A 23,406-nucleotide genomic window follows, 5' to 3' on the forward strand; every position below is an offset into this window, starting at 1 on the left:
ACGGGAAAGCCAGATGGCCTAACCTGCTTTAAATCACCCTTGTTTCATAATGTATATATTTATATTATTCAACGAATACTTTATTATTTTTGATAAACTACTCATTTAATCAGAATTTTTACTTTCAACTTTTTGTTGATAAAATAAAGTTTATTATATCACCAAAAATCAACGCATGGTTTCTTCCAGAATGGATTGCAGCCGCTGCTGATAGGCCTCCTGGGAGTGATCCTGTAGAATACGCGCATAGGCTCCGTTACGGATGCTGTTCCACAAGGTCTCATCCCGGTACAGCGCCAGAATGCGATCCGCGAAACGTTGCCGCTCATCATCGCCGCCATCCGCAATTTCCACTCCATCTGACCAGCCGAGCTGGCGGCACAGCAAAGAACTGGCGACAACCGGAATTCCGTAAGAAGCGGCCTCATGAACCTTGTATGGGATACCGGCGGCAAATCTTGTCGGGGCCACGAAAACACGATGACGGTTATAAAGGGGTGCCAGATCATCGACCGGCCCCATGAAATTGACGCTGGGCAGGCTGGCAACGGGCCCTGTATCCGTGCCGGGCGCCACATGCCCGACAAGAGTGATTTTAAGATGCCGCCCCATCCTGTCCTGAACAATCGGCATGATCGCATGCAGGAACCAGAGCAGGCTGTCATAATTCGGTGACATTGTCCCATGCAACGCGCCAACAAACAGGAGATCCCTGCGCTCCTCGTAACCCGGCGTTTCACCACGCTGCGGCACGTAATGCCCGAGCGTATCAATGGTCGAATATCCGGCCTTGCGGATAATCTCCGCATCAATATCGTTCACGGCGATGATCCGCTGAGCGAAACGTGCGCAGTCCAGCTCCATCTCCACTGTCGGGACGTCCTTGATACTCTGCCCGGTCAACTGGCGATGGGCGATTTCACGGGGTGCCACCACGGCCTCGGTATCCAGCACAATCGTACTGCCTGAAACGCTGGAGGCAGCAGAGTCCAGAACCGGTGCCAACAGGCGCAGATTATGTGTACGGGCAATCCAGAGAATGTCGTACATCCCCGGTCTGCTGCTCAGAAAATCTGCAAACCGGTCGAAACGGCGATCATGCATGACTTCGACACGGTCCGGAAAATCCGTCCGCCAGTCGAGCGCCAACGTCGCGTCAGGGTGCAGAGGAAACACCGTGACGGCATGACCAAGCTCATCCATAGCCCGGATAATATCATTGGTCCGGACATAACCGGACCCCAGATACCGCATCGGCATCCGATCCTCGACCAGCAGAATACGCAGTTGCCGCCGTCTGGCACTGCGGGCGCGATGAAAGCCCGTTTCGCTGAAACCATGATGGAATCTCAGCACATCACGATGCTGACGGCAGAAAATATCCCGCGCCTGCCCGATGGAGCGCGCAGCCCATCCTGCGCTGGATGATCCGTATTCATAATGGTGAATGACGACCGACGGATCGTACAGCGTGACATAGCCGCGTTTTTTCAGACGCAGGCAGAGATCGGTATCCTCATAATAGGCCGGACGATAGACCGGATCGAAGCCACCCAGCGCCTGCACCTGCTCCGTGCGGGTCAACAGAAAGGCAGCCGAGCAGAAATCCACTTCCCGCACGAAATTGGCTTCCGGTGCATCAACCGGATAATCACGCGCATATCCATGGGTGCGCCCGTCCCGCCAGACAATGCAACCCGCCTCCTGCAACAAGCCATTGGTGCGGATAATCTTTCCTCCGACAGCACCGGCCTGCGGATTGGCCGCCAGACGCTGGACCGCCCGCTCCAGCGCGAGCGGCCCCAACACCACATCGTTGTTCAGATACAGCGTATAGAGGCCCAGGACATGCTCCAGCCCGACATTACAACCGGCGATATAGCCGCGATTGGTGGAAAAATGGATCACCTTCGCGCCATGGACATAGCGTTCAATGGCTGTGGTTTCATCGCGCGATCCTGAATCAACCAGGATCACCTCCAGGTCGACTTTCTGTGCCGCGAGCGAAGCCAGTGTCTGCATGGTCAGATGAAACTGATTATGCATCACGATGATCACGGAGACGGTCGGCGGCACGCTCTCGTCACGGGAGAAATCAAGCCCGTGCGGCATCAGACAGGCCAGCGTGTTGCGCGCCTGCCGGGCGAACAGGAACCGCGTCTGGTTTTCGGTCGGGACTGGCTCCTCTTCCTGCACAAAGCCCTCGATCTGACGGGCAATGTGGAGCGCAAAAGAATCACGAATAAGGTTGCTGGCCGTGTTCAGGGTTGACTGTGCATCTGTTGACGGAAGCTGCAAGCCGTGACGCGGAGGGCGCCCCTCTTGAATGCCGAATTCCAGAAAATGCATATATCCGTTGCGGAAGCGACCTCCCTGCAGGAAGCCGTCCAGATCCGCATTGCCGGACCGATACTCCTCCTCCGAGAAAAACGGATTTGGATTGAAGGCATGGGGCGTGTCATTGCCCAGGTAATGTGCCAGCGGACTGACCCATCGTCCGGCAGCTATTTCCTCTGCGACTGCGGGATAGTTTTGCAGATACCATTCCGCATCGAAATACCAGGAGGAGCGCGGATAATGCCCCTGCCCGGCCAGATCGAACACATCCTCGATCAGGCTGCGGTCTTCCTTTTTCGGCGGGACATGGGCGGGCCTGAACATGTTCCACAGATCAGGATCCAGAAACAGCCCAGGCTGCCGCCCTTCCGCCGCCCCTTCGCGCAGATAGTGATCAAACCCGTTGACGAAATCCCCTCTGCCAACCGGCCCGTCAAAGCGAAACAGGTCAGGATAGGTCCGCTGATACCATGCCTCATCAAACAACCAGTTGGGAGAACGGATTTTATGGCCGACCCTGAAATAATGATCGTAGCCACAGGTGAATACACCCTCATCTATGGCATTCCGCACATCAGGGTTGGCATTCACATACCATTGCTCGTCAAACAATGCATTGGGGCAGAAACCTGACTGATGACCTTCATCGCGATAATGGTGCCAGCCATCCGGCTTGCCATATTTTACTGTGTACCAGTCAGCATCGAAAAACAGCCAGGAAGGGATTGTTGTTTTCCTCGGCACACACTGCAATGCGGCAGAAGAGTCCTGATCAATCTCGCTATGGAAAAGCTCATGAAGCATCAGTGTTGCGTGCCCAAAATCATGGGTGCTCCTGCATAGTCACAGGGAACAGCCCCGTTCTTTACAGAGTTAAAAAATCAACTTTCAAATAAACCTATGGTTGAATAAGAAATTTTCAACAAACGCAGAAGCTGATCTTCTCAAAAATGTCTCTAAAAAAACACTCTCTTTATCCAGACTGTTTTTATCACTTCATATTCTCAGCATAGTTTATTGATCTGAAATTACACCCTCAAGGGAGACAGAGAAAATGGTTGTTTTTGTAAAATGAGTATTTTTATGATGGGCATTGGATAAAAAAACGCGCCGATCAATACCGGCGCGTTTATTGTATTCTCGTTTTTCAATCAGACGTTTTATGATCGTTTTTATCCCCGTATCAGTGTCCTCACCAGATGCAATGCAAGAAGCAGTGCCCCCACTGACAACGTCACCGACGCCACCGCATAAGAAGCGGCAAGAAACACTTTGCCACGCTCATAAAGCAGCACCGTTTCCAGAGAAAAAGCGGAGAAGGTGGTGAACCCGCCGAGAATCCCGGTGGTCAGAAACAGCCGCCAGTGCTGCGGCAACCCGGCTTTGAGAGCGAATGTCTCCACCACCGCACCGATCAGGAACGAGCCGAGCATATTGATGAACAACGTGCCGAACGGAAATTCCGTCAGCCCCCAGCGCATCGCGGTCAGATTGACCATATGCCGCGCCATACCGCCAATCCCGGCACCGAAAAAGACGATCAGATAGCTCATCACTCAGCCCCGCTTCATCCTGTTCCGTGACTTTACACAGATCATGACAGCCGGCCACGCTGGCGACCGATCCGGGCGATCAGCGTATAGAAAGACGGGGTCAGCAACAGACCGAAACCGGTAACACCCAGCATGCCCGCGAACACGGTGGTGCCGAGAGACTGCCGCATCTCCGCCCCTGCCCCGGTCGCGACGACCAGCGGCAGCACGCCCAGAATAAAGGCCAGCGAGGTCATCAGAATGGGACGCAGACGGGTACGGGCGGCATGCTCGGCAGCAGCGGCAGGGGTAGCCCCTTCATCCTCGGCCTGACGGGCGAATTCGACGATCAGGATGGCGTTTTTCGCAGCCAGACCAACCAGCACCACGAAACCGATCTGCGCCAGAATATCGATGGCCATGCCACGCCATAACAGGCCGGTCACCGCCGCCAGCAGACACATCGGCACGATCAGCACCACCGCCAGCGGCAGCTTCCAGCTTTCATACTGTGCCGCCAGCACCAGAAACACGAACAGCGCCGCCGCGCCGAATACCAGCAGGGTCGGCGTTCCCTTCATCTGCTGCTGATAGGCAAGCTCGGTCCATTCCACGCCAAACCCATGCGGCAGAACCTGCTCGGCCAGCCGCTCCATATGCGCCAGCGCCGTGCCGGAGGAAACACCGGGGGCCGCGCCGCCCATGATCTCGGCCGAGGGATACAGGTTATAGCGCGGCATCCGGTAAGGCGAGGTGGTATCGGCGAAGCGCGCCACTGTGCCGATAGGGACCATATGACCACTGGCATTACGCGCCTTCAGCCGTCCGATATCATCGGAGGTACGGCGGAACTGCCCATCCGCCTGCGCCACCACCTGATAGGTGCGACCCAGATAGTTGAAGTCGTTGATATAGGTCGAGCCAAGATAAAGCTGCATCGCTCCGAACACGTCACCCGGCGTCATCCCGACCTTTTCCGCCTTCTGGCGGTCCATATCGGCGTACACCGAGGGCGTGCCCGTGTTGAACAGCATGAAGATCCCGGCCAGAGCCGGGTCTTTCCGGGCTGCGGCAACCAGTTGCTGCGTTGCCTGCTCCAGCTCCTTCGCACTAACGCCAGTGCGGTCCTGTACCATCAGCTTGAAACCGCCAGCCTCGCCAATGCCCTCCACCGGTGGCGGGGCGACGGTCAACACGAAAGCATCCTTCACCACGGAAAGCCGCCGCTGCATGTCTTTCAGGATCACCGGCGCCGAAAGACCTTTTTTCTCACGCTCGTCGAAATCCCTCAGGGTGGAGAACACCGTCGCGGCGTTGGAGGCATTGGTGCTGCTGGCAATATCCAGACCGGCGAACGGCACCGCATGAGAGACACCGGGCGTCTCCATGATGATTTTGGTGACCTCCCTGACCGCCTGCTTGGTGCGATCCAGCGAGGCTCCGGGAGGAAGCTGGATCAGAGTGACCAGATAGCTTTTATCCTGATCCGGGATAAAGCCGGTGGGCGCACGGGAGAATTGAAAGCCGGTCAGCGCGATCAGCCCGGCATAAGCCAGCATGACCAGCCCCACCCCCCGCAACAGCACCCTCGTCAGCCGGCCATAGCGATCGGACAGCCAGTCGAAGCCACGGTTGAACAGCGCGAAGCCCCGCGCCACCAGACGGGATAAGATGGTACCCCGCGGCGTGTGATGATCATGCGGACGGAACAGCACCGCGCATAAAGCCGGGCTGAGCGTCAGCGAGACAATCGCCGAAATGACGGTGGACGCCGCGATGGTCACCGCGAACTGCCGGAAGAAAGCTCCGGTGATGCCTGACAGGAATGCCGACGGCACGAACACCGCGCATAAGGTCAGCGCAATGGCGATCAATGCGCCGCCGACCTCATCCATCGTGCGATGCGCGGCTTCGGAAGGAGACATGCCGGCCCGGAGGTTACGCTCCACATTCTCCACCACCACGATGGCGTCATCGACCACGATGCCTACCGCCAGCACCAGCCCGAACAATGACAGATTGTTCAGCGTAATGCCGAACAGGGCCAGCACGGTGAACGTACCGATCAGCGAGACCGGAATGGCAATCACCGGCACCAGAGAGGCGCGCCATGTCTGAAGGAACAGGATCACCACCCCGACCACCAGAAGAATGGCGATCAGGATCGTATCCTCCACCTCATACACTGATTTGGAGATGAATTCGGTGGGGTCATACTGAATGGTGTAGGCAACGCCGGGCGGAAAATCCTTCGACAGGATTTTCATCGCCTCCTTCACCTCTTCATCCACGGCCAGTGAATTCGCACCCGGCTGAGCGTAGATCGCCAGCGGAATGGCCTCACCGAGATCGAGATAAGCGGCCGAGCTGTAATCCTGCGCGCCCACTTCGGCCCGGCCGATATCGCGAATACGAACGATATGGCCCTGCCGGTCATTTTTCACGATGATGTCGGCAAATTCCTCGGCGGTATGCAGCCGCCCCAGCGTCTGCACGTTCAGTTCATACGCTTCCGCAGAAGGGGTTGGCTGCTGGTTCAGCACACCGGCCGAGACCTGAATATTCTGCGCCCGCAAGGCTGAAACGATTTCCTCCGCCGTCACATCATGCGCCGCCGCCTTGTCGGGATCGAGCCAGATGCGCATCGCATAATCCCGGCCCCCGAAAAGCTGTACATTGCCCACCCCCGGCAGACGCGCCAACACGTCCTTCACATGCAAGGTGGCATAGTTGGACAGATACAGTTGATCCCGCGACTCATCCGGCGAGACCAGATGCACCACCAGCAGGATGCTCGGTGTCACTTTCTGCACGGTCACGCCCAGACGCTGCACCTGATCCGGCAGACGCGGCAGAGCCTGCGTCACACGGTTCTGCGTCAACACCTGCGCCATATTCAGATCAGTGCCAAGGCGGAACGTAACCGTCAGACTGAGCTTGCCATCCCCGGTGGACTGGCTGCTCATATACAGCATGTTCTCCACACCGTTGATCTGCTGCTGCAACGGCGTCGCGACGGACTGGTCCACGACCTCCGCCGAGGCGCCGGGATAGGAGGTGGAGATCTGCACTGTCGGCGGCACGATGTCTGGATATTGCTCGACCGGCAGCGCGAACAGGGCGCCAAGGCCGATCAAGGTGATAAAAATGCTGACGACCGAGGCAAGGATCGGCCGGTCAATAAAGGTATGGGTGAAGCGCATGATGTCTCTGCTTCCCCGATCAGTGCGTGCTGGCCGGAACGCTGGAAACCGGGCGTATCTCACCCGGTTTCGCCGAGACCTTCATGCCCGGCTGAGCCCGCATGAGTCCATCGATCACCACGCGATCCTGCGGAGAAAGACCGGAGCGGATCACGCGCAAACCCTGCTCCAGCGGGCCGATCTCCACGGGCTTGGGGCGCACCGTGCCATCCGCCGTAACGGTCATGACGATATGGCGGGTCTGATCCTGCATGACCGCGGCCGCCGGCACCAGCAGCACCGGCGCAGGCGGCGTGACTGTCAGGCGCAGCCGCGCAAATGCACCCGGCACCAGAAACAGATCGGCATTCGGCACGGTAGCACGGGCATGCATGGTGCCGCTGCCACGATCCATCGCATTGTCGATGAAATCGAGCCTGCCATGCCGGGAGACAGCACCCTCATCACCCAGCATGATTTCCACCTGATCCAGCGAGGATGATGGGCCGGGCAAAGCAGCGGCGTTACCTCCGTGCTGTCTGGCACGCGCATAGGCGAGGTAATCGGACTCGCTCATATCGAAATCCAGATAGACCGGATCAAGCGACACCAGCGTGGCCATCAAGGTAGAGGAGGCCCCTCCCCCCCGGCTGCCGTTGACCAGACTGCCCACAGAGACCAGATGCGCGCCGATCCGCCCGGTGAAGGGGGCGACGACATGGGTGAATTCCAGATCGAGTTTCGCATCACGGATAGCGGCTTTCGCCTGATCCAGATCCGCGAGCGCGGCATTCACATCGGCCGTGCGCTGATCCACCGTCTGCGCAGTCCCGAAATCAGTGTGGCGCAATTGCTGGGCACGCCAGAGCTGCACTTTCGCCAGCGTCACACGGGCCTCGGCGCTTTGATACTGTGCGTTGGCCTGCGCCAGTTTGATCTCGTAAGGGCGTGGATCAATCACGAACAGCAGATCACCCTTATGGACGATCTGGCCATCGGTAAAATGAATCTCCTGAAGCTGGCCGCCCACCTGAGCCCGTAATTCCACCTTGTCCCGGGCGGAAAACTGGCCGAGGAACCCTGCATATCCCGCCACATTCCGTTGCAGCGGCGTGCTGACGATGACCTCCGGCGCGGGCATTGCCGCAGGATGGGACGCTTTGTCCGATGAAAACCGCGCCAGAAGAGGCGTCAAAGCACCCTGTTTCCAGGCATAGCCTCCCCCGGCCAGCAGCAGAATCAGAACCGCCAGATTGCGCCATGTCCGTGCTTCCCGCCGCCCTGTGCCGCCTGAACCCGGCCTGCTGATCCCCTGTGCCTCACCTGTTCGCTGCATCACGTCTTCCATCCCCCCGAACTCGGCAGATCATCCCGAAAATGATGATAGAATATCATACCGAACGATACTATATCGGCTGGTATGGTATCCGGGAAACCGGTTTTCAACCGCGGGGAGGATTGTAAACACAGCATGGGACGTCATCGCGCCTTTGATGCCGACTCTGCCCTGCTCGCCGCGCTGCACGTTTTCTGGCGCAACGGGTTCGAAGGTGCGTCCCTGTCCGACCTCACCGAGGCCATGGGGATCACCCGGCCCAGCCTGTATGCCACATACGGTAACAAGGAAGCGCTGTTTCACAAGGCACTGGATAAGTACGAGGCGCTGTATCTCTCGTTTTTCGCCCATGCGCTGGAAGCAGGCTCTGCTCGGGATGTCGTATCGCAGGTGCTGACAGGATTCGCCGATCTTCAGGCCCCGCAGGATCATCCGCCCGGCTGCATGGACACCAATTGCGCTCTGGTCTGCTCGGAAGCCGCCGAGCCTATCCGGCGGGAGCTGATCCGCCGCCGCAAAATGGATGAAGACCGCCTGTGTGAGCGGCTGGAACGGGCGCGGGCGGAAGGCGATCTGCCGTCTTCCGCCTGCCCTGCCACACTGGCCCGTTTCGTGATGACCGTGGCACAAGGAATGTCGGTGCAGGCTGCATCAGGCGTGGATCATGCCGGCCTACGCCAGATTGTTCAGACGGCGTTACAGGCTTTTCCTGCCCATTCCTGATGCCCCATCCCTGATGATTGGCAAACAGCCTATGAATCACGCCGCTTCCCGCCGCCATGCCGGGAACGGATCCGGCAGGTGCAACCAGAGGGAGGGCGTGAAAGGTCCGGCCTCGCTTTCGCCTACCAGGCAAGCATCGAGCGCAGCACGGATCGCAGCTTCGTCCATCTCCGCGCCGATGAACACCAGTTCCTGCCGCCGGTCACCGAACACATCGTCCCACTTCGAATCCAGCATGCGCCGCCATTCTTCATGATCCGGCCAGCGTGTCCGGGGGATGGCGGCCCACCATAACCCCATTGCCTGATGCCGCATCAACGCCCCGGCCTGACTCATTTCGCCCACCCATTCCGGGCGGGTCGCCAGCCAGAAATGCCCCTTCGCCCGCACGACGCCCGGCCAGGACGTGTTCAGAAACGCATGGAACTTCGCCGGATGAAACGGGCGGCGCACGCGGTAGGTGAAGCTGCGGATACCATATTCCTCGGTCTCCGGTTTGTGCTCCGCATAGCCGTACAGCTCCTTGTACCACAGCGGATGGGTCTGGGCCTTCTCGTAATCGAAGCGTCCGGTCTTCAGCACGCGATGAAGATCAACACGGCTCATGCTGGCCTCGACCAGATCGGCCTCCGGATTCAGGGAGCGGATGATGGTGCGGGCCGCCGCCAGTTGCTGCGGCGTCGCGGCATCGATTTTATTGAGGATCACTACATCCGCGAACTCGATCTGCTGGACCAGAAGATCGACCAGCGTGCGCTCATCTTCATCGCCGAGCGATTCACCACGATCCCGCAGGAAATCGGCAGAGGCATAATCATTCAGCAAATTGGCGGCGTCCACCACCGTGACCATCGTATCCAGCCGGGCAATGTCACCGAGGCTGACCCCGTTCTCATCCCGGAAATCGAAGGTCGCGGCAACAGGCAAAGGCTCGGAAATACCGGTGGATTCAATCAGCAGATAGTCGAACCGCCCGGCCTCGGCCAGCCGACGGACCTCAATCAGCAGATCATCGCGCAAGGTGCAGCAGATGCAGCCATTGCTCATCTCCACCAGCGTTTCCTGTGTGCGGGCCACCGCGCCGCCGGTTCCGTCACTCGCTGTATCGGCCCGGATCAGATCGGCGTCGATATTCACTTCGCTCATGTCATTAACGATCACCGCAACACGTAGCCCGTCCCGGTTATGCAGGACATGGTTCATCAGCGTCGTCTTTCCGGCTCCCAGAAAGCCGGAAAGGACGGTGACAGGCAGGCGGCGGTCCTGATCGGGGGAAGCTGGTTGATCCATTCCGGTGGTCCCTGAAGAGGAGATGGGGCATACAGTTATGTTATAACATAACGTTTATGATCCACTGATTCAAGGCACGGCCTCCCCCTTGCATCGGAGAATACTTTGAGCTGATGGCTGTCTTATAAACTTAAAGTTGTTAATTTCCTGATTTTATTGCGTTGAAGTTTATTTCGTGAAAGGATCGAATCCGTTCGAGAGCCGTATCATCTTTTTTCATCCCTGCCTTTTTATCAGCCTCTATCCAAAGGAAGCTGCCTCGCATGAGCCTCAAAAAAGATACAGGCCTACAGGGGCCTTCAGGGCAGGGCTGGAAACCCTTCACATACAGCTACCGGTATGGTGACAGCGATCCGCTCTCGAGTCAGGTAACCTATACCTATCCCAACCAGGCCCTGTATCTGACCGAACCAGGCGACAGTACAGCCATCAGCTATACCGATATCCATCAGGGCCAGATCGGTGACTGCTACGTCCTTTCCTCCATCGGGGAACTGGCGATGTGGTATCCCGGCGCCATTGAGCGGATGATCACCAGGAATGCCGATGGTACCGAGTCCGTCACGCTCTATATGTCGGCCAGTGGCACTATTCCCCATTATGGGGAGACCAGCTTTGTGGCGACCACGGTCACAGTCACCAATACCTTTCTCAACTCCGGGGTCAATAACGGCTCCAGCCAGAATGTCGTCAACGGTACCAAGGAAATCTGGCCGCAGGTTCTGGAAAAAGCCATTGCCACTCTGGGGGGTGGATATTCCTCGATCGCTTATGGCGGCAATCCGACCACAACACTGATGATGCTGACCGGGCAGACGGCACAGGCCTATTATCCCTATATGAGCGCCGAAATGCTGCAGGGCCTTCTGGCGACGAAAAGCCTGGTCGTGATGGATACGGGCACTTCATCGCTCAGCTATGGGCTTGTGGGGAGCCATGCCTATATGCTGACCGGCCTCTCCTATATAAATGGTGAGGCTTACGTTAATCTGGCCAATCCGTGGGGCTATAACAATCCGGCGCCGATCCCGGTGTCACAGCTCGCCAATGCCGGCATTGTCGAGATTGATGTCGGCCATTACGTTCCCGCAGCCATCACGAATATTCTCTCCATCTCCGGTACGGCTGGCAATCAGGCGGTCAATGACAATGCCTCGCTGAACCCGTTTGCAAATGTGCAGATCGCAGATACGGGTATCAATGAGACGGAAACAGTCACCATCACCCAATCCGCGTTGAACGGACGCCTGACATCTCTGGGCAGCGGCAGCTATGATGCCTCAACCGGCGTTTATAAGGTGACTGGCTCGGTCGACAGTGTAAATGCGGCGCTGCGTAATCTGGTGTTCATACCCAATGCACATCAGGTGACACCCGGCAGCACTGTCACCACCGGATTCAAGATCGACGTCACCGATCAGGATGGTGTAAGCGCCAGCGACAGCAGCACCTCGGTCATTACCACCGCTGTCAACAATGCGCCGATCATTACAGGACTTTCCAGCTCCAGCCTGAAAATTCTGGATGTTGGGCATGTTTCCCCCTTTGCCGGCACTGTCATCTCCGAGCCGGATTTCGGGCAAACCGAAACAGCCATCGTCACGCTGTCCAACGCCAGCAACGGCTCTCTCTCCAATCTGTCGGGCGGTATCTATGATGCCGCGAAGGGCATCTATCAGGTGACCGGAACAGCGGATCAGGTTTCACAGGCTCTGAAAGGGCTGGTGTTTAACCCCACTCCCCATCATGCGGCAGCTAATACGCAGGAAACTACAGGATTGACACTGACCGTCACGGATTCCGGTGGTGCCAGCACATCCGCCACGACCTCCGTGGTTGCGACCGAAACAGCGGCTAACAAGCCCTTCAACGACAGTGTCAATATCCGTGCCTTCTCCACGCAGGTGATATCCCAGCCGATTGATGCAGCCAGCAATGGCACATTCAAGCTGAACATGCTCTCCACAGCGGAGTTTGCATCCACGGTCAGTGGAGCCATCAAGATCGACTTCAAGGGTTTTGCCTCACAGCTCGTGATCGACAATGCCTCGACCTTTGGCAACAATGTCGGCACGGCATCCTATACAGGCCCGCTGCTGAAAGATTTCGGCCGGATGGAATTCATTGATATTCATGGATTGTCAGCACGCAACCTGAAATCAGATTACTCCGCAAGCACCGGCCTGTTGCAGTTGACCGCGCAAAACGGCGCAAAGGCGACGCTGGATTTCGATCCCGGTTCTCTGGGGGGCCGGAATTTCGCCTTTTTCTCAGATGGGCATGGCGGAACCCTGATCACACGCTTCTGATCTGACAGACACGTTCTTCCGGCTTGAATACAGATGGAAGGGATGGAAGGCAGAGTAATCTGCCCTTCCATCCCTTTTGTTCTTTATGATGCCAATGCCGTTCAATGGAGTTGCGCGGCACCGCCATTCGCTGCCCCGACAGTTGGATCGCGCGCCAGCAGAGTACCGAGACCGGCCTCCACCGCCGCCATGGCCGCGGCGTCCGTTGTGATGCCCTGTGCATGCAGCATGGTCGGTCTGGCACGCTGGCGCAAATACTCCACCCCCGCCGACAGGGCCGCCGCACGGGCAGAGGGGTCCGTTACCGGACGACCACTGGCAACTGCCGCGGCATAGGCGGCCCCGGCAGCCTGCTGGATCGTGCCACTCCATTCGGCATTGATATTCCAGCGCCGTGCCGCCCAGGCCAGCACACCCGGCACCAGAACAGTCGTGGCAATATAGGCGCCGCCTTGTGCCACGGCATCAATCAAAGGGGACCAGTTCATGGATCTGTCTCCGTTTATGATAAAGGGGGATATGTCAGGTAAAGGCGGCCGTTGCCGCGACCACGCGCATCAGGCGCCGCATCCAGCCCTTGCCGAAACGCGACCAATCTGACGTGGCGCGGTAACGTTCAGCACGCAGCCTGGCGATTTCAGCATGCAAGTCGGCCTGATCGGCACCGTTCAGAGCCGCCAGCGTCACCGGGCCGATCTCGCCATCCTGACGAACGTCTGCAGCCTGCTGCACCATCAGGGCAGCACTGGCTGGCCCCTGATTGACGGCCGCATCGAAGACCAGTCCGCCGACCGGGCCGGACATATGGCCACAGCACAAAGGCCGCCAGTAGCGCTGCTCATAAATCGCGGCTGCCTGTTCGCGGCTCAGCCCGATCATGTCGGCTCTGGTAGCCTCCCTCCCCAGCCAGGTACCCAGAACCGGAGCGCTGATACCGAACTGCGTCCCTACCAAGCGCCCCGCATTGACCCTGCCACCCGTCCAGTTGCCAGCATCGGAGGCGAGGCTGGTATAGCCTCCCTCCACGCTCCGGCTCATGACCAGAGCCAGAGCCTGTTCAAAACTCATGAGATTTTTCCTGCGTTTTGTGCGCGCTGTGATCAACGCCAGCTCAGATGATCGCGGACGTAATCACCGCATAGCGTCCAGACCGTGCCGATAGCGCTCACGGCGAGACTGCCGCTGATGACCAACCCGCCAATACGGCTGCGCAGATGGCGGAACTCAGCCACCGGACCTTCCAGCGCCTCGACCCGCCGCTCCACACCGTAAACCCGATCGACAATGCGGGAGGAACCGGCACGCAGAACGTGCAGCTCATCCCGCAACTGATCGAAGCGTTCTTCACTCCGCTCCTGCCCGCGCTGAACATCCTGCCGCAGATCGCGCAGCAGTTCCGACAACATTTCCGGTTGATGGTTCATGAAGCACCTTCCTTGATTGACGTTACCGGATGATAGAGGGCCTGCCCCTGATCCGGCTGCCATTCGGTGGTAGCGTCATGGGCGGGAGGCTCGATCCATATTGCCCGGTTGAGCACCGTCCCGGCGGGCTGCGTGGTCCCATCCTGCGCCACACACGGAGCCGTGCAGATCTGCACGTACGAAGCGGGCGCCGCCGCCCCCAGCAGCAATGCGATCACTGCGATTATGGCCTTGCGCATATCACTACACCTCCCGATTGACCGGGCGCACCAAGCCCGTATTGCCGCCCTGTGATTGTAGAACCGCCTCCACCTCCGCCTGCGCCGAAGCCTGCGCCTGCGCTGCCATTGCCGCCATCGGTGGAGGCATTGCCGCCTGCCCCGCCTGCGCCACCGATGGATTCCTGACCGGGCTGTGTACGAACCGGAATCATCCCGCCATTGCCACCGGGCGCGACGCCCCCAAAAATATTCCCCATCGGATAGCTGTCGGCTGTAAGGCCGGAAGCGCCGCCGGCCTTGCCGGCGCCATTGCCATCGACCCCGCCACCAGCAGCCGCGCCCGCCGTTGAGGCCATGGTAACGCCGGCTCCACCCCCAGCCGCCCCCGGCGCGCCGCTGCCTCCGGATGCCCCGACACCGGGGCTGGTCAGATTGAGAGCGCTTTGACCATTGGTCATGCCGCCGATGCCAAAGGGATAGCCCTGACCGGGTGTCGCACCACTGGCGGGGCCGCCATTGATCAGAAAACTGCCACTGCCACCGCTGGCCGAGGCTGCGGTGGAGCCACCAGCCGGAGCGCCGCCGCCTCCGGCGCGGATATTGAGCGCACCACCCACGATATTCGTCTCACCACCGCCGATCCCGGCAGCCCCGGCACCAGACGGCTGGCCACCACCTGCACCGACCACCACGGTGAGCGATGACGCTCCCAAGGATGCAACTCGAACGCCCGGCATCCGGGCGTGATATCCCGGCGAGCCACCGGCCCCGCCGCTGGTCGCCGTGCCGGATGCGGCAACAGTGCCGTTGCCACCGGATGAACCCCCGCCCCATGCCTCAATATCCAGCGTGACTGCCCATGCTGGCACCGTATAGATGCCACCTGCCGTCATGACCGTGCACACGCTGGATCGCATGGGCGGAGACGTGACCGTCTGGGCTGAGGCGATGCAGGGCAGAAGGCAAGATGCCATCAAAAAAATGCGACGCATCATGTCACCACCTCAGCGCATTGAAAGTAACCGGGCTGGCGGCAAAGGCCGTCACGGCACCGGTCGGCACGAAATCGCAGCGTATGGACGCCCCCGGCACAACCTCCACCGAAGTAGCAGCGCGGGATGAGCCAGTGGCTCCGGCAAAATCCACCCAGAGCGACACGGTATTGCCGGCCGGGTTCTGAACGCTGCATCCGCGTGTGATCGAGCCTGCCGCAAACACGGTTTGATAAGACCCGGCTGTGATCGAGGATGATGCAGCAGCAGAGCCTGTTGCAGAGACTGCCACCCCCGCGACAGGTAAAGGTGATGCAGATGACAGCGCGACGGGACGTCCGGTCGCCGCATCAATCATGCCTACCACCTGGGCACCGATACTGGCGGAACATGATGCGTCGGCACAATAGGAGGGCCGCATGCCCTGCGCCTGCGCTTGAGACATAAAAAAAGGCGCCAGAAGCGCCAGATACAGCCATTTCATCTTCATTTTCCTTATTTGGCTTTGGCCTCAAGGGCCGTGATGCGGGTCAGTGCATTTTGCAGGGCTGCGGTCAGCATCGGCACCAGCTTGCTGTAATCCACCTGCTGATAGTCCGGCACCTCACAGGATGCGTGCCACTCAGTGCCGTTCCAGAGATCGGGATTTTGCTCTTTTGCAGCCTGATAAGTGGTTTCAGCCACATTTTCCCATGCCACCGTACCATCACGAATCACGACATTGTCCACATGACGCGTTCCATCATGCTCCCCTGTTACCGCTTCAGGGATCACAGCTTGCAGCTCATGCGCGATCACACCGGTCACGATGCGATCTGGATGGGAGATAAATGCAAAATTCTTGATGTGGATATTCAGGATTTTTTCAGCGGCAGCACTTTGATCGAGATCGGTGATACTAGTTTTCAGACGATAATCGGATGTGGTGTTGTATTGTACCGACGATCCATTGCTGCCGATGCTGCCGATCCACTGGACGCCGCTGCTGGTGCCTGCCGAAAACGCAATAATCTGGTTATTGGAGCCATTCGTCCCGAACGCCGCTGCCGGTCCGGGAGCAGAGTAAGCATTGAACCCGGAGGGCGTCATCGAGCAGCCATTGGCGCCGTTATTGGCCGGGGTAAAATTTCCGTCCGTAGGCCCCGTGCAGACATAGTTATGCGCGTAGACCCGGTTGGCTGTTTCTATCTTCGAGCTGCAATAGAGGCTTCCGGAAAAATATCCAGCCCATGTCGCGGCACCGCCATTATCACTGGCATAGAGGCTGGAGTTGTTTCCGCTACCCTTGGTGACAGAGAGAGTGCCGACACTGGCGGATGTGGCGACATAGAGACCGCCGGATGTAGAAAACCCGCCATCCAGCGCATAAATCGTCTGCGCGGTGACAGCACCATTCGCTTTCATATTGTTGGATACGCTCAGGTCACCGCCATTGATGGTAGCACCACCATCAACCTGGAATTTTTTACTGACATAGGCGGAGCCTGAAAAATATCCGGCCCATGTGGCCGCACCGCTATTATCGTCCACATAGAGGCTGGCAGCATTTGTGCTCCCTCCGCCTACATACATCGTCTTCTTAAATGATGCTCCGCCATTGGCGGTGATGCCACCATTGGCGGTGATGCCGCCGGTTACCAGAAGCGATTTATCGGCGGTCATGTCGCCACCGACTTCCAGAGTAGCGGATGCCAGGATCAGGCCGGCGCTTGCAACCTGTCCTTGCGTCCCACCTGTGGCGATAATGCGCGCATTGTAGTCGGTATTGGTGCCGTCTGTATGGAAATCAATGTATGGTGTCGTGGGGACCGACTGAGACCCGATCTCAAGGGGGCCATAGATGGTCGCACCACCCTGGAAAGCCGGATTTCTGATCGGAGCGAACCAGTTTGCCAACACCCCTGCGGCCTTGCCTGTTTCCGTCTCGCTCGGCGTGCTGCCATCAAGCCCGATGACAGAGGAAATCTGCTGGTAGAGCCATTTTATTTTCCAGTCTCTTTCCTGAAACAGACCGTTGAACAATTCCACGCTGGGTGGAATCTGTCCCAGATAGGAAAAGCCCTGATCCGATTGTGTATCACTCGGCGGGGATGCCGTTCCTTGTGATGCCCACAGACTGTTGAAACGGCCAAAAAACGACATGCTTTTTCCTGTCAGTGTTGAGGTTTAAAAAAAACCAGGACCAGAGAATTCAGGATGAGGGAATGATGTTATCCAGCGCGCGCGCCATACAACCCGATCCGAAGCCCATATAACTCTGCTGTTGAAATCCGAAGGGTCTTGCCGGATCGTACTGCATCTGCACCAGACCAACGCCAGCCGGTTTTGGAAATCCGGCGATAGAACGTGCGAAAGCGAGATCAGAGGCCGTGATGAATCGTCCCACAACCGCGGTCAGGCTTGCGTCACCGTTATCCTGGAGCAGCGTGCTGTCTGCATTGAACAGAACACAGAAAGCGGCCCTCAGATCCTCGGTTGTGCCATGTGCGTTGTTCAGCAGGATTTTGAGCTTCAACAACCGCCGATACTGATCATCCGTCAGCATTATCGCACTGGCCGGACCCACCAGCCGTGACTGGCCGAGAATATCGCCGATGCCATCCAGTTGATCTCCGCTTGCCTGATCCAGCACGCGATTATTCATCATCGCCTGCAAAGCCGTATCCAGCGTCGTGCACGCCGGATAAAGCGCCTTGACCAAAGACTGAAGAGAAGGACTGGCGGAAAACTGGGCCAGCATATGCTGCCACGCCACCACGCCATGATCGCGCCCGAAGACCATGTTGGTGGCATCAGGCACCTGCCCGTTTCCTGGATCGGCATCGGCAATATAGAAAACGCGATCCGAAACACGGGAAGCAAAGCCGTTACTGGTAGGAATAAAACTGCTCACCCGGTTTTTTTCCATCTGCGGAGCCGAAAAAACCATTGAAACAGCATTGCTTCCAGCCGCCCCGTTCACAACCAGAGAGGCTGAGACCGTATTCTGCGCCGCTGGAATCTGTAGACTCACCCTGATCCTCACCAGCCGGCCTGAAGCATTGCCGGACGGAAACGCCTGCGTCACATTGGCAGAACCGGATGAGAGTCGCAGCGACACGACCGGCACAGATGCAGAGGTGCCGATCATCAACCCCCATGCGCTGAGCCACCATGTTTCCCCCGCCTGGGCCGAAACCGGATCACCTAAACTGATTTGTGCGGAAGCTGCACTGTCAAGCGCAGGAAAATCGAATTGAAGGCAGGAAAACCCATTCTTCGTCAGCCGGCTGGTCACGATGGAAGCATAATTTCCAGACCAGCTTTTTTGACTGTTTGTCAGCATTGAATCAGGCAGAAAGTTGGTAGACGCTCCCTCCGTCAGTGCGCCGAGATAACTTCCATCATCGGCATAGGATGGTCTTAGAACATTCGGTCCGGCAATAACGAGTTTTCCATCTGCCGTGATATAGCTGGCAGCACTTTCCCGCTTTGTACCGAACGCGGTATTCAACTCATTTTGAGCGATCATATGACAATGCCCGGAGCAGTCTGAAACTGCGGACGCGCAAAAGCCGGCATGCATGACACATACCGGATTACGACATCCGCAGATCAGGAGAAAAGAGTAGAAAAAACTTCGGCTTTTTCAAAAAGGCCGAAAGAGACATTCCTGCTGGATCATTCAAGAAGGAATGTTTTTATGCATCGACTTTAGCAGACAATAAGAAATTATCTTCCCCTTGTCCACCTTTTTATTCGGTCCTCCAGCACTCAAGTAGCGGAGGGTGGGCCGGAGCGTCCGGAACCGGGTTGCACACCGGAATGAGCATGTGTTTTGACCGAAATACCGTTAAAGACCGCATCCTGATCGCCGGATACCGCGCCCTTGATTGTCAAGCCGCCCGGCGCATTCAGTATGAGAGAACCGGAAGATGTGAATTCCACAGAGGCAGAGCCGAACGCAATCACCATATTGTCGGGATGGGCCGGAGATGTAGCCTGGCTGTGCGCCAGACCCGGCACGGCGATGGCATCGGTGATGTGGGTCTGACGGAAATTATCGACAATATCACTGCCGGCATCTTTCCAGTTTTCAAGCGAACGCTGGCAGAAATGCAGCATGACGCCATCACCGGAATGTAATGGCCAGGTGATTCCGACAGGGCCGACCGAGGGAAACACGACAGGCACATCGACAACACGCGGGGCTTTTATAATCTCCGCATCCGGTGAGGTTTTGGACAGGGAAAGCTGCACCTCGGCGCGGCGTGTGGCGGGGTCATAGGACACAATGGTGCCCGGCATGGTCGTGTTGATGCGATCGCAATGCGAGGCAATCAGGTTTTTCAGAATCTGCTTGATGTCTTCAGACATGGTAGGAATCCTTTGTTGATATCAATAAAATTTGAAGCCGAACCGGTCTGTCTCTTCCTGACGCTTTTTCTCGGCCGACAGGGCATTTGTCAGAGAAGAAAGACTTTCCTTCGTTTCCTTGCCGACCGTGGCAGAAAATTGTTTGAGGGAGACGAGATTAATCGTTGAGGTCCATGTTCCCAGCTCGGAATTTTCGACCGGCATCGTATCGCCATTATGCTCGATCGTATCGACACGGAATTTTTCATACCTCTTTCCCTGCGGAAGCCATACGGGGTCGCCCGGATTGATATCGGGCCGCATCAGGGAATACACCTGCACCCCTTCCACAGGTCCGATACTGGAGACGAGGTCTTTCAGATACGGGTTATCAGCGGGATTCAGATCCTGTATGATAGCGGAGCTTCGCGGCCCCATGAAGGTTCTGTCGATATAACGGATCAGCCCTGTTTCCATGCTCAGAAGGACGGAAGGGCGCGTGGTGGTTTCCTCCTTTCTGGTAACCTGAATCGTTTTGTTCTGAACGGAATATTGCAAGCCGACAGAATGGCAGATGCTTTCGAGCATATCTTTGGCCGATCCGTAAAAGCTGAAGCCGCTTTTCAGACGTCTGGCACCAATGCCCTTTGCCATGTATAATGTCATTTTGGCGTTCGTGGCTGCGGCCTCAATGACATCCCGGACAGGAATTCCTTTTTCTCCTCTATAACTTATCAATGATCGGGATAAAAGATCAGAGCCATCGAAGCCTATCACTGTCACAATAGAATCTGCATTTCTTTGGCCTGTTTTTATGGCGTATGGAGAACCTGAGAAGGCCAACGAAAAAGGGCCAGATTCATAGCCACAATAAACTTGTAAATCCACAGATCTTATTATATGTCTTAATGATTCATTATTTATATTATACAAATCAATTTTTATACTATTTCCAGAATTATTATACATTCTTTTAATATTTATTTTTGCTTTTATATTTGTGATTTTTTTTATTCCTTCATCACTTATAAAAATTATTTCGCATTTCCTATTGTTTAAAGAATTCATTTTACTAATTCTCCATCTGTATTGCAAGATTTACGATCTATTTCAGATAAAAACTTACCTCCAAATTCCTCGCCATATAATGCCCATCCTCGACTTGATTTGATTGCAAGCTCTCTTCTCGGTATATGATTTTTTAATATTTCTTCCGTTGCCATACAGACAAACCAATCTCCTTGTTCATTAACGGTAACATAAGAATGTATCGTAGTAACATTCGGATTTCTTCTCTGAAGCTCATCCCCAAATGACTGGATTAAGCTTGCCTCTTCTTCCCCCCGATAAAGATGATACGGACCGGGCGGCACATCATATTTCTGGCGCAGTTTTTCCAGAATTTCCGGCGTCAGCTTGCTTTCTATAGCCTCGTTATGTTTTCTTCGACGCTCCATCTCCTCTTGCAGCGCCTGCGACAATTTGGCCACCAGCTTCGGGTCCCAGTAATCTGCGACAGCAGACCCACAGGATAGAACATTGCCTAAAAGAACTGCGGCAATAACAAGGGTTTTGTATTTCATCGTCTGATACACTCCATTTTATGCTTTCATCTCCTTCGCTATCATACAGAAAGCGCACCATACCGGCAGGCACAATGCGCTTTCTGTATCATGATCGGAGCAAGCCGACAGATTCGTATTTTCTATCTTGCAAATAAGTCATTTTACTACTTCTCCATCTGATAGGCATGCTTTATCATGTATTTCAAACAAAAATTTGCCTCCAAATTCATCGTCATATAATGTCCATCCTCGACTTGATTTTATTGAAATCTCGTTTCTTGGTATATGATTTTTTAATATTTCTTCCGTTAGTATGCAGACAAACCAGTCTCCTTGTTCATTAACAGTCATATGAGAATATAGCGTAGAAACATTTGGATTTCTTCTCTGAAGCTCATCCCCAAATGACTGGATTAAGCTTGCCTCTTCTTCCCCCCTATAATGATGATACGGACCGGGCGGCACTTCATATTTCTGGCGCAGTTTTTCCAGAATTTCAGGTTTCAGCTTGCTTTCTATAGCCTCGTTATGTTTTCTTCGACGCTCCATCTCCTCTTGCAGCGCCTGCGACAATTTGGCCACCAGCTTCGGGTCCCAGTAATCCGCAACAGCAGACCCACAGGATAAAACATTGCCTAAAAGAACTCCGGCAATAACAAGGGTTTTGTATTTCATCGTCTGATACACTCCATTTTATGCTTTCGTCTCCTTCGCTATCATACAGAAAGCGCACCATACCGGCAGGCACAATGCGCTTTCTGTATCATGATCGGAGCAAGCCGACAGATTCGTACTTTCTATCTTGCAAATAAGTCATTTTACTACTTCTCCATCTGATAGGCATGCTTTATCATGTATTTCAAACAAAAATTTGCCTCCAAATTCATCGTCATATAATGTCCATCCTCGACTTGATTTTATTGAAATCTCGTTTCTTGGTATATGATTTTTTAATATTTCTTCCGTTACCATGCAGACGAACCAATCTCCTTGTTCATTAACAGTCATATGAGAATCTGACCAAGAAATATTTGGATTTCTTCTCTGAAGCTTATCCCCAAATGACTGGATTAAGCTTGCCTCTTCTTCTCCCCGATAAAGATGATACGGACCGGGCGGCACGTCATATTTCTGGCGCAGTTTTTCCAAAATTTCAGGTGTCAGCTTACTTTCTATAGCTTCGTTATGTTTTCTTCGACGCTCCTTCTCCTCTTCCAGCGCCTGCGACAATTTGGCCATTACACCCGGGTCCCAGTAATCTGCGACTGCAGACCCACAGGACAAAACATTGCCTAAAAGAACCGCGGCAATAACAAGTGTTTTGTATTTCATCGTCTGATACACTCCATTTTATGCTTTCGTCTCCTTCGCTATCATACAGAAAGCGCACCATACCGGCAGGCACAATGCGCTTTCTGTATCATGATCGGAGCAAGCCAGAAGAATGGCAGATATTTTCGAGCATATCTTTGGCCGATCCGTAAAAGCTGAGTATATTTTTTTTACTCCATCATCACCCATAAAAATTATTTTGTATTTCCTGTTGTTTAAATAATTCATTTTACTACTTCTCCATCTGATGCGCATGCCTTATGTTGTATTTGCATCAAAAATTTTCCTCCAAATTCATCATTATATAATGTCCATCCTCGACTTGATTTGATTGAAATATCTGGTCTGTGTATGTGATTTTTTAATATTTCTTCAGATGCTATGCAGACAAACCAGTCTCCTTGTTCATTAACAGTCATATGAGATTCTAACCAAGTAAGATTCGGATTTCTTCTCTGAAGCTCTTCCCAAAATGGCTGGGTCAATCTTTCCTTTTCTTCCCCCCTATAAAGATGATACGGACCGGGCGGCACATAATATTTCTGGCGCAGTTTTTCCAGAATTTCAGGTGTCAGCTTCCGTTCTATAGCCTCGTTATGTTTTCTTCGACGCTCCATCTCCTCTTGCAGCGCCTGCGACAATTTGGCCACCAGCTTCGGGTCCCAGTAATCCGCAACAGCAGACCCACAGGATAGAACATTGCCTAAAAGAACCGCGGCACCTGCGATCTTCAAATATAAAGCTCTCATAGTCCCCCCACTCCCCCGTCGCTTGTTCCACGGAGGATGCAGAGTTTGCATCCTCCTGTGGCATAATTATGATCCTCTG

21 protein-coding genes are annotated in these 23,406 nt (G+C 55.4%); 2 read left to right on the forward strand and 19 right to left on the reverse strand.

The features are described from left to right. Nucleotides 1–168 precede the first annotated feature (168 nt). The 4 genes from GBCGDNIH1_RS20220 to GBCGDNIH1_RS20235 all read right to left on the reverse strand — a co-directional run bounded on the left by GBCGDNIH1_RS20220 (nt 169) and on the right by GBCGDNIH1_RS20235 (nt 8,387). The gene (locus tag GBCGDNIH1_RS20220; RefSeq protein WP_011632241.1) at nt 169–3,141 is read right to left on the reverse strand and encodes a glycosyltransferase; all 2,973 of its coding nucleotides are present in this window, start codon (nt 3,139–3,141) and stop codon (nt 169–171) included. A gap of 368 nt (nt 3,142–3,509) precedes the next feature. After that, entirely contained in the window at nt 3,510–3,890 is a 381-nt protein-coding gene (gene crcB / locus GBCGDNIH1_RS20225; RefSeq protein WP_025286959.1) for a fluoride efflux transporter CrcB, read from the reverse strand. A gap of 41 nt (nt 3,891–3,931) precedes the next feature. After that, complete coding sequence (locus GBCGDNIH1_RS20230) at nt 3,932–7,072, reverse strand: efflux RND transporter permease subunit (protein ID WP_011632244.1); 3,141 nt, start codon at nt 7,070–7,072, stop codon at nt 3,932–3,934. A 19-nt stretch (nt 7,073–7,091) separates the two neighbouring features. Beyond that, on the reverse strand, nt 7,092–8,387 hold the full coding sequence (locus tag GBCGDNIH1_RS20235; protein WP_232449631.1) for an efflux RND transporter periplasmic adaptor subunit: 1,296 nt from the start codon (nt 8,385–8,387) through the stop codon (nt 7,092–7,094). 135 nt (nt 8,388–8,522) lie between these two features. On the opposite strand from GBCGDNIH1_RS20235, the gene GBCGDNIH1_RS20240 reads away from it, so the two are divergent. Continuing rightward, a complete protein-coding gene (locus GBCGDNIH1_RS20240; RefSeq protein WP_025318803.1) occupies nt 8,523–9,110 on the forward strand; it encodes a TetR/AcrR family transcriptional regulator in 588 nt (195 codons plus the stop codon). A 36-nt stretch (nt 9,111–9,146) separates the two neighbouring features. Here GBCGDNIH1_RS20240 and zigA read toward each other — a convergent pair whose 3' ends face one another. After that, the gene (gene zigA / locus GBCGDNIH1_RS20245) at nt 9,147–10,400 is read right to left on the reverse strand and encodes a zinc metallochaperone GTPase ZigA (RefSeq protein ID WP_011632247.1); all 1,254 of its coding nucleotides are present in this window, start codon (nt 10,398–10,400) and stop codon (nt 9,147–9,149) included. Between the two features lie 263 nt (nt 10,401–10,663). Between zigA and GBCGDNIH1_RS20250 the strand changes: the two genes are divergently transcribed. Then, nucleotides 10,664–12,709 (forward strand): C2 family cysteine protease, encoded by a 2,046-nt coding sequence (locus tag GBCGDNIH1_RS20250; RefSeq protein ID WP_011632248.1) that lies wholly within the window; start codon nt 10,664–10,666, stop codon nt 12,707–12,709. Between the two features lie 101 nt (nt 12,710–12,810). Here the strand turns inward: GBCGDNIH1_RS20250 and GBCGDNIH1_RS20255 are convergent, their stop codons facing one another. From GBCGDNIH1_RS20255 to GBCGDNIH1_RS20325, 14 genes are all read right to left on the reverse strand, one after another. Next, on the reverse strand, nt 12,811–13,197 hold the full coding sequence (locus tag GBCGDNIH1_RS20255) for a hypothetical protein (RefSeq protein ID WP_011632249.1): 387 nt from the start codon (nt 13,195–13,197) through the stop codon (nt 12,811–12,813). A gap of 34 nt (nt 13,198–13,231) precedes the next feature. Next, nucleotides 13,232–13,777 (reverse strand): glycoside hydrolase family 108 protein, encoded by a 546-nt coding sequence (locus GBCGDNIH1_RS20260; RefSeq protein ID WP_050748444.1) that lies wholly within the window; start codon nt 13,775–13,777, stop codon nt 13,232–13,234. 32 nt (nt 13,778–13,809) lie between these two features. Further along, the gene (locus GBCGDNIH1_RS20265) at nt 13,810–14,133 is read right to left on the reverse strand and encodes a hypothetical protein (RefSeq protein ID WP_011632251.1); all 324 of its coding nucleotides are present in this window, start codon (nt 14,131–14,133) and stop codon (nt 13,810–13,812) included. Then, entirely contained in the window at nt 14,130–14,372 is a 243-nt protein-coding gene (locus GBCGDNIH1_RS20270; protein ID WP_043452890.1) for a hypothetical protein, read from the reverse strand. The genes GBCGDNIH1_RS20265 and GBCGDNIH1_RS20270 overlap by 4 nt, the downstream gene beginning before the upstream one ends. Then, the gene (locus GBCGDNIH1_RS24815; protein WP_011632252.1) at nt 14,357–15,349 is read right to left on the reverse strand and encodes a hypothetical protein; all 993 of its coding nucleotides are present in this window, start codon (nt 15,347–15,349) and stop codon (nt 14,357–14,359) included. Before GBCGDNIH1_RS24815 ends, GBCGDNIH1_RS20270 begins: the two co-directional genes overlap by 16 nt. A gap of 1 nt (nt 15,350) precedes the next feature. After that, nucleotides 15,351–15,830, reverse strand: coding sequence for a hypothetical protein (locus tag GBCGDNIH1_RS20285; protein ID WP_157692012.1), 480 nt, complete (start codon nt 15,828–15,830; stop codon nt 15,351–15,353). 11 nt (nt 15,831–15,841) lie between these two features. After that, nucleotides 15,842–17,488, reverse strand: a complete 1,647-nt coding sequence (locus GBCGDNIH1_RS20290) for a tail fiber domain-containing protein (protein WP_011632254.1) — start codon at nt 17,486–17,488, stop codon at nt 15,842–15,844. A gap of 49 nt (nt 17,489–17,537) precedes the next feature. Next, nucleotides 17,538–18,857: a DUF2612 domain-containing protein gene (locus GBCGDNIH1_RS20295; RefSeq protein ID WP_043452892.1), complete on the reverse strand. Its 1,320-nt coding sequence runs from the start codon at nt 18,855–18,857 to the stop codon at nt 17,538–17,540. Nucleotides 18,858–19,099: 242 nt separating this feature from the next. Beyond that, nucleotides 19,100–19,702: a Gp138 family membrane-puncturing spike protein gene (locus GBCGDNIH1_RS20300; protein ID WP_011632256.1), complete on the reverse strand. Its 603-nt coding sequence runs from the start codon at nt 19,700–19,702 to the stop codon at nt 19,100–19,102. A gap of 21 nt (nt 19,703–19,723) precedes the next feature. Beyond that, nucleotides 19,724–20,749: a hypothetical protein gene (locus GBCGDNIH1_RS24820; RefSeq protein WP_011632257.1), complete on the reverse strand. Its 1,026-nt coding sequence runs from the start codon at nt 20,747–20,749 to the stop codon at nt 19,724–19,726. After that, entirely contained in the window at nt 20,746–21,264 is a 519-nt protein-coding gene (locus GBCGDNIH1_RS20310; RefSeq protein ID WP_232449632.1) for a hypothetical protein, read from the reverse strand. The genes GBCGDNIH1_RS24820 and GBCGDNIH1_RS20310 overlap by 4 nt, the downstream gene beginning before the upstream one ends. A gap of 138 nt (nt 21,265–21,402) precedes the next feature. Continuing rightward, nucleotides 21,403–21,921 (reverse strand): hypothetical protein, encoded by a 519-nt coding sequence (locus GBCGDNIH1_RS20315; protein ID WP_232449633.1) that lies wholly within the window; start codon nt 21,919–21,921, stop codon nt 21,403–21,405. 138 nt (nt 21,922–22,059) lie between these two features. After that, a complete protein-coding gene (locus GBCGDNIH1_RS20320; RefSeq protein WP_232449634.1) occupies nt 22,060–22,578 on the reverse strand; it encodes a hypothetical protein in 519 nt (172 codons plus the stop codon). Between the two features lie 224 nt (nt 22,579–22,802). Next, the gene (locus tag GBCGDNIH1_RS20325) at nt 22,803–23,327 is read right to left on the reverse strand and encodes a hypothetical protein (protein WP_157692013.1); all 525 of its coding nucleotides are present in this window, start codon (nt 23,325–23,327) and stop codon (nt 22,803–22,805) included. Nucleotides 23,328–23,406: the final 79 nt, after the last annotated feature.

This window comes from Granulibacter bethesdensis CGDNIH1, assembly GCF_000014285.2.
GTDB classification, from domain to species: domain Bacteria; phylum Pseudomonadota; class Alphaproteobacteria; order Acetobacterales; family Acetobacteraceae; genus Granulibacter; species Granulibacter bethesdensis.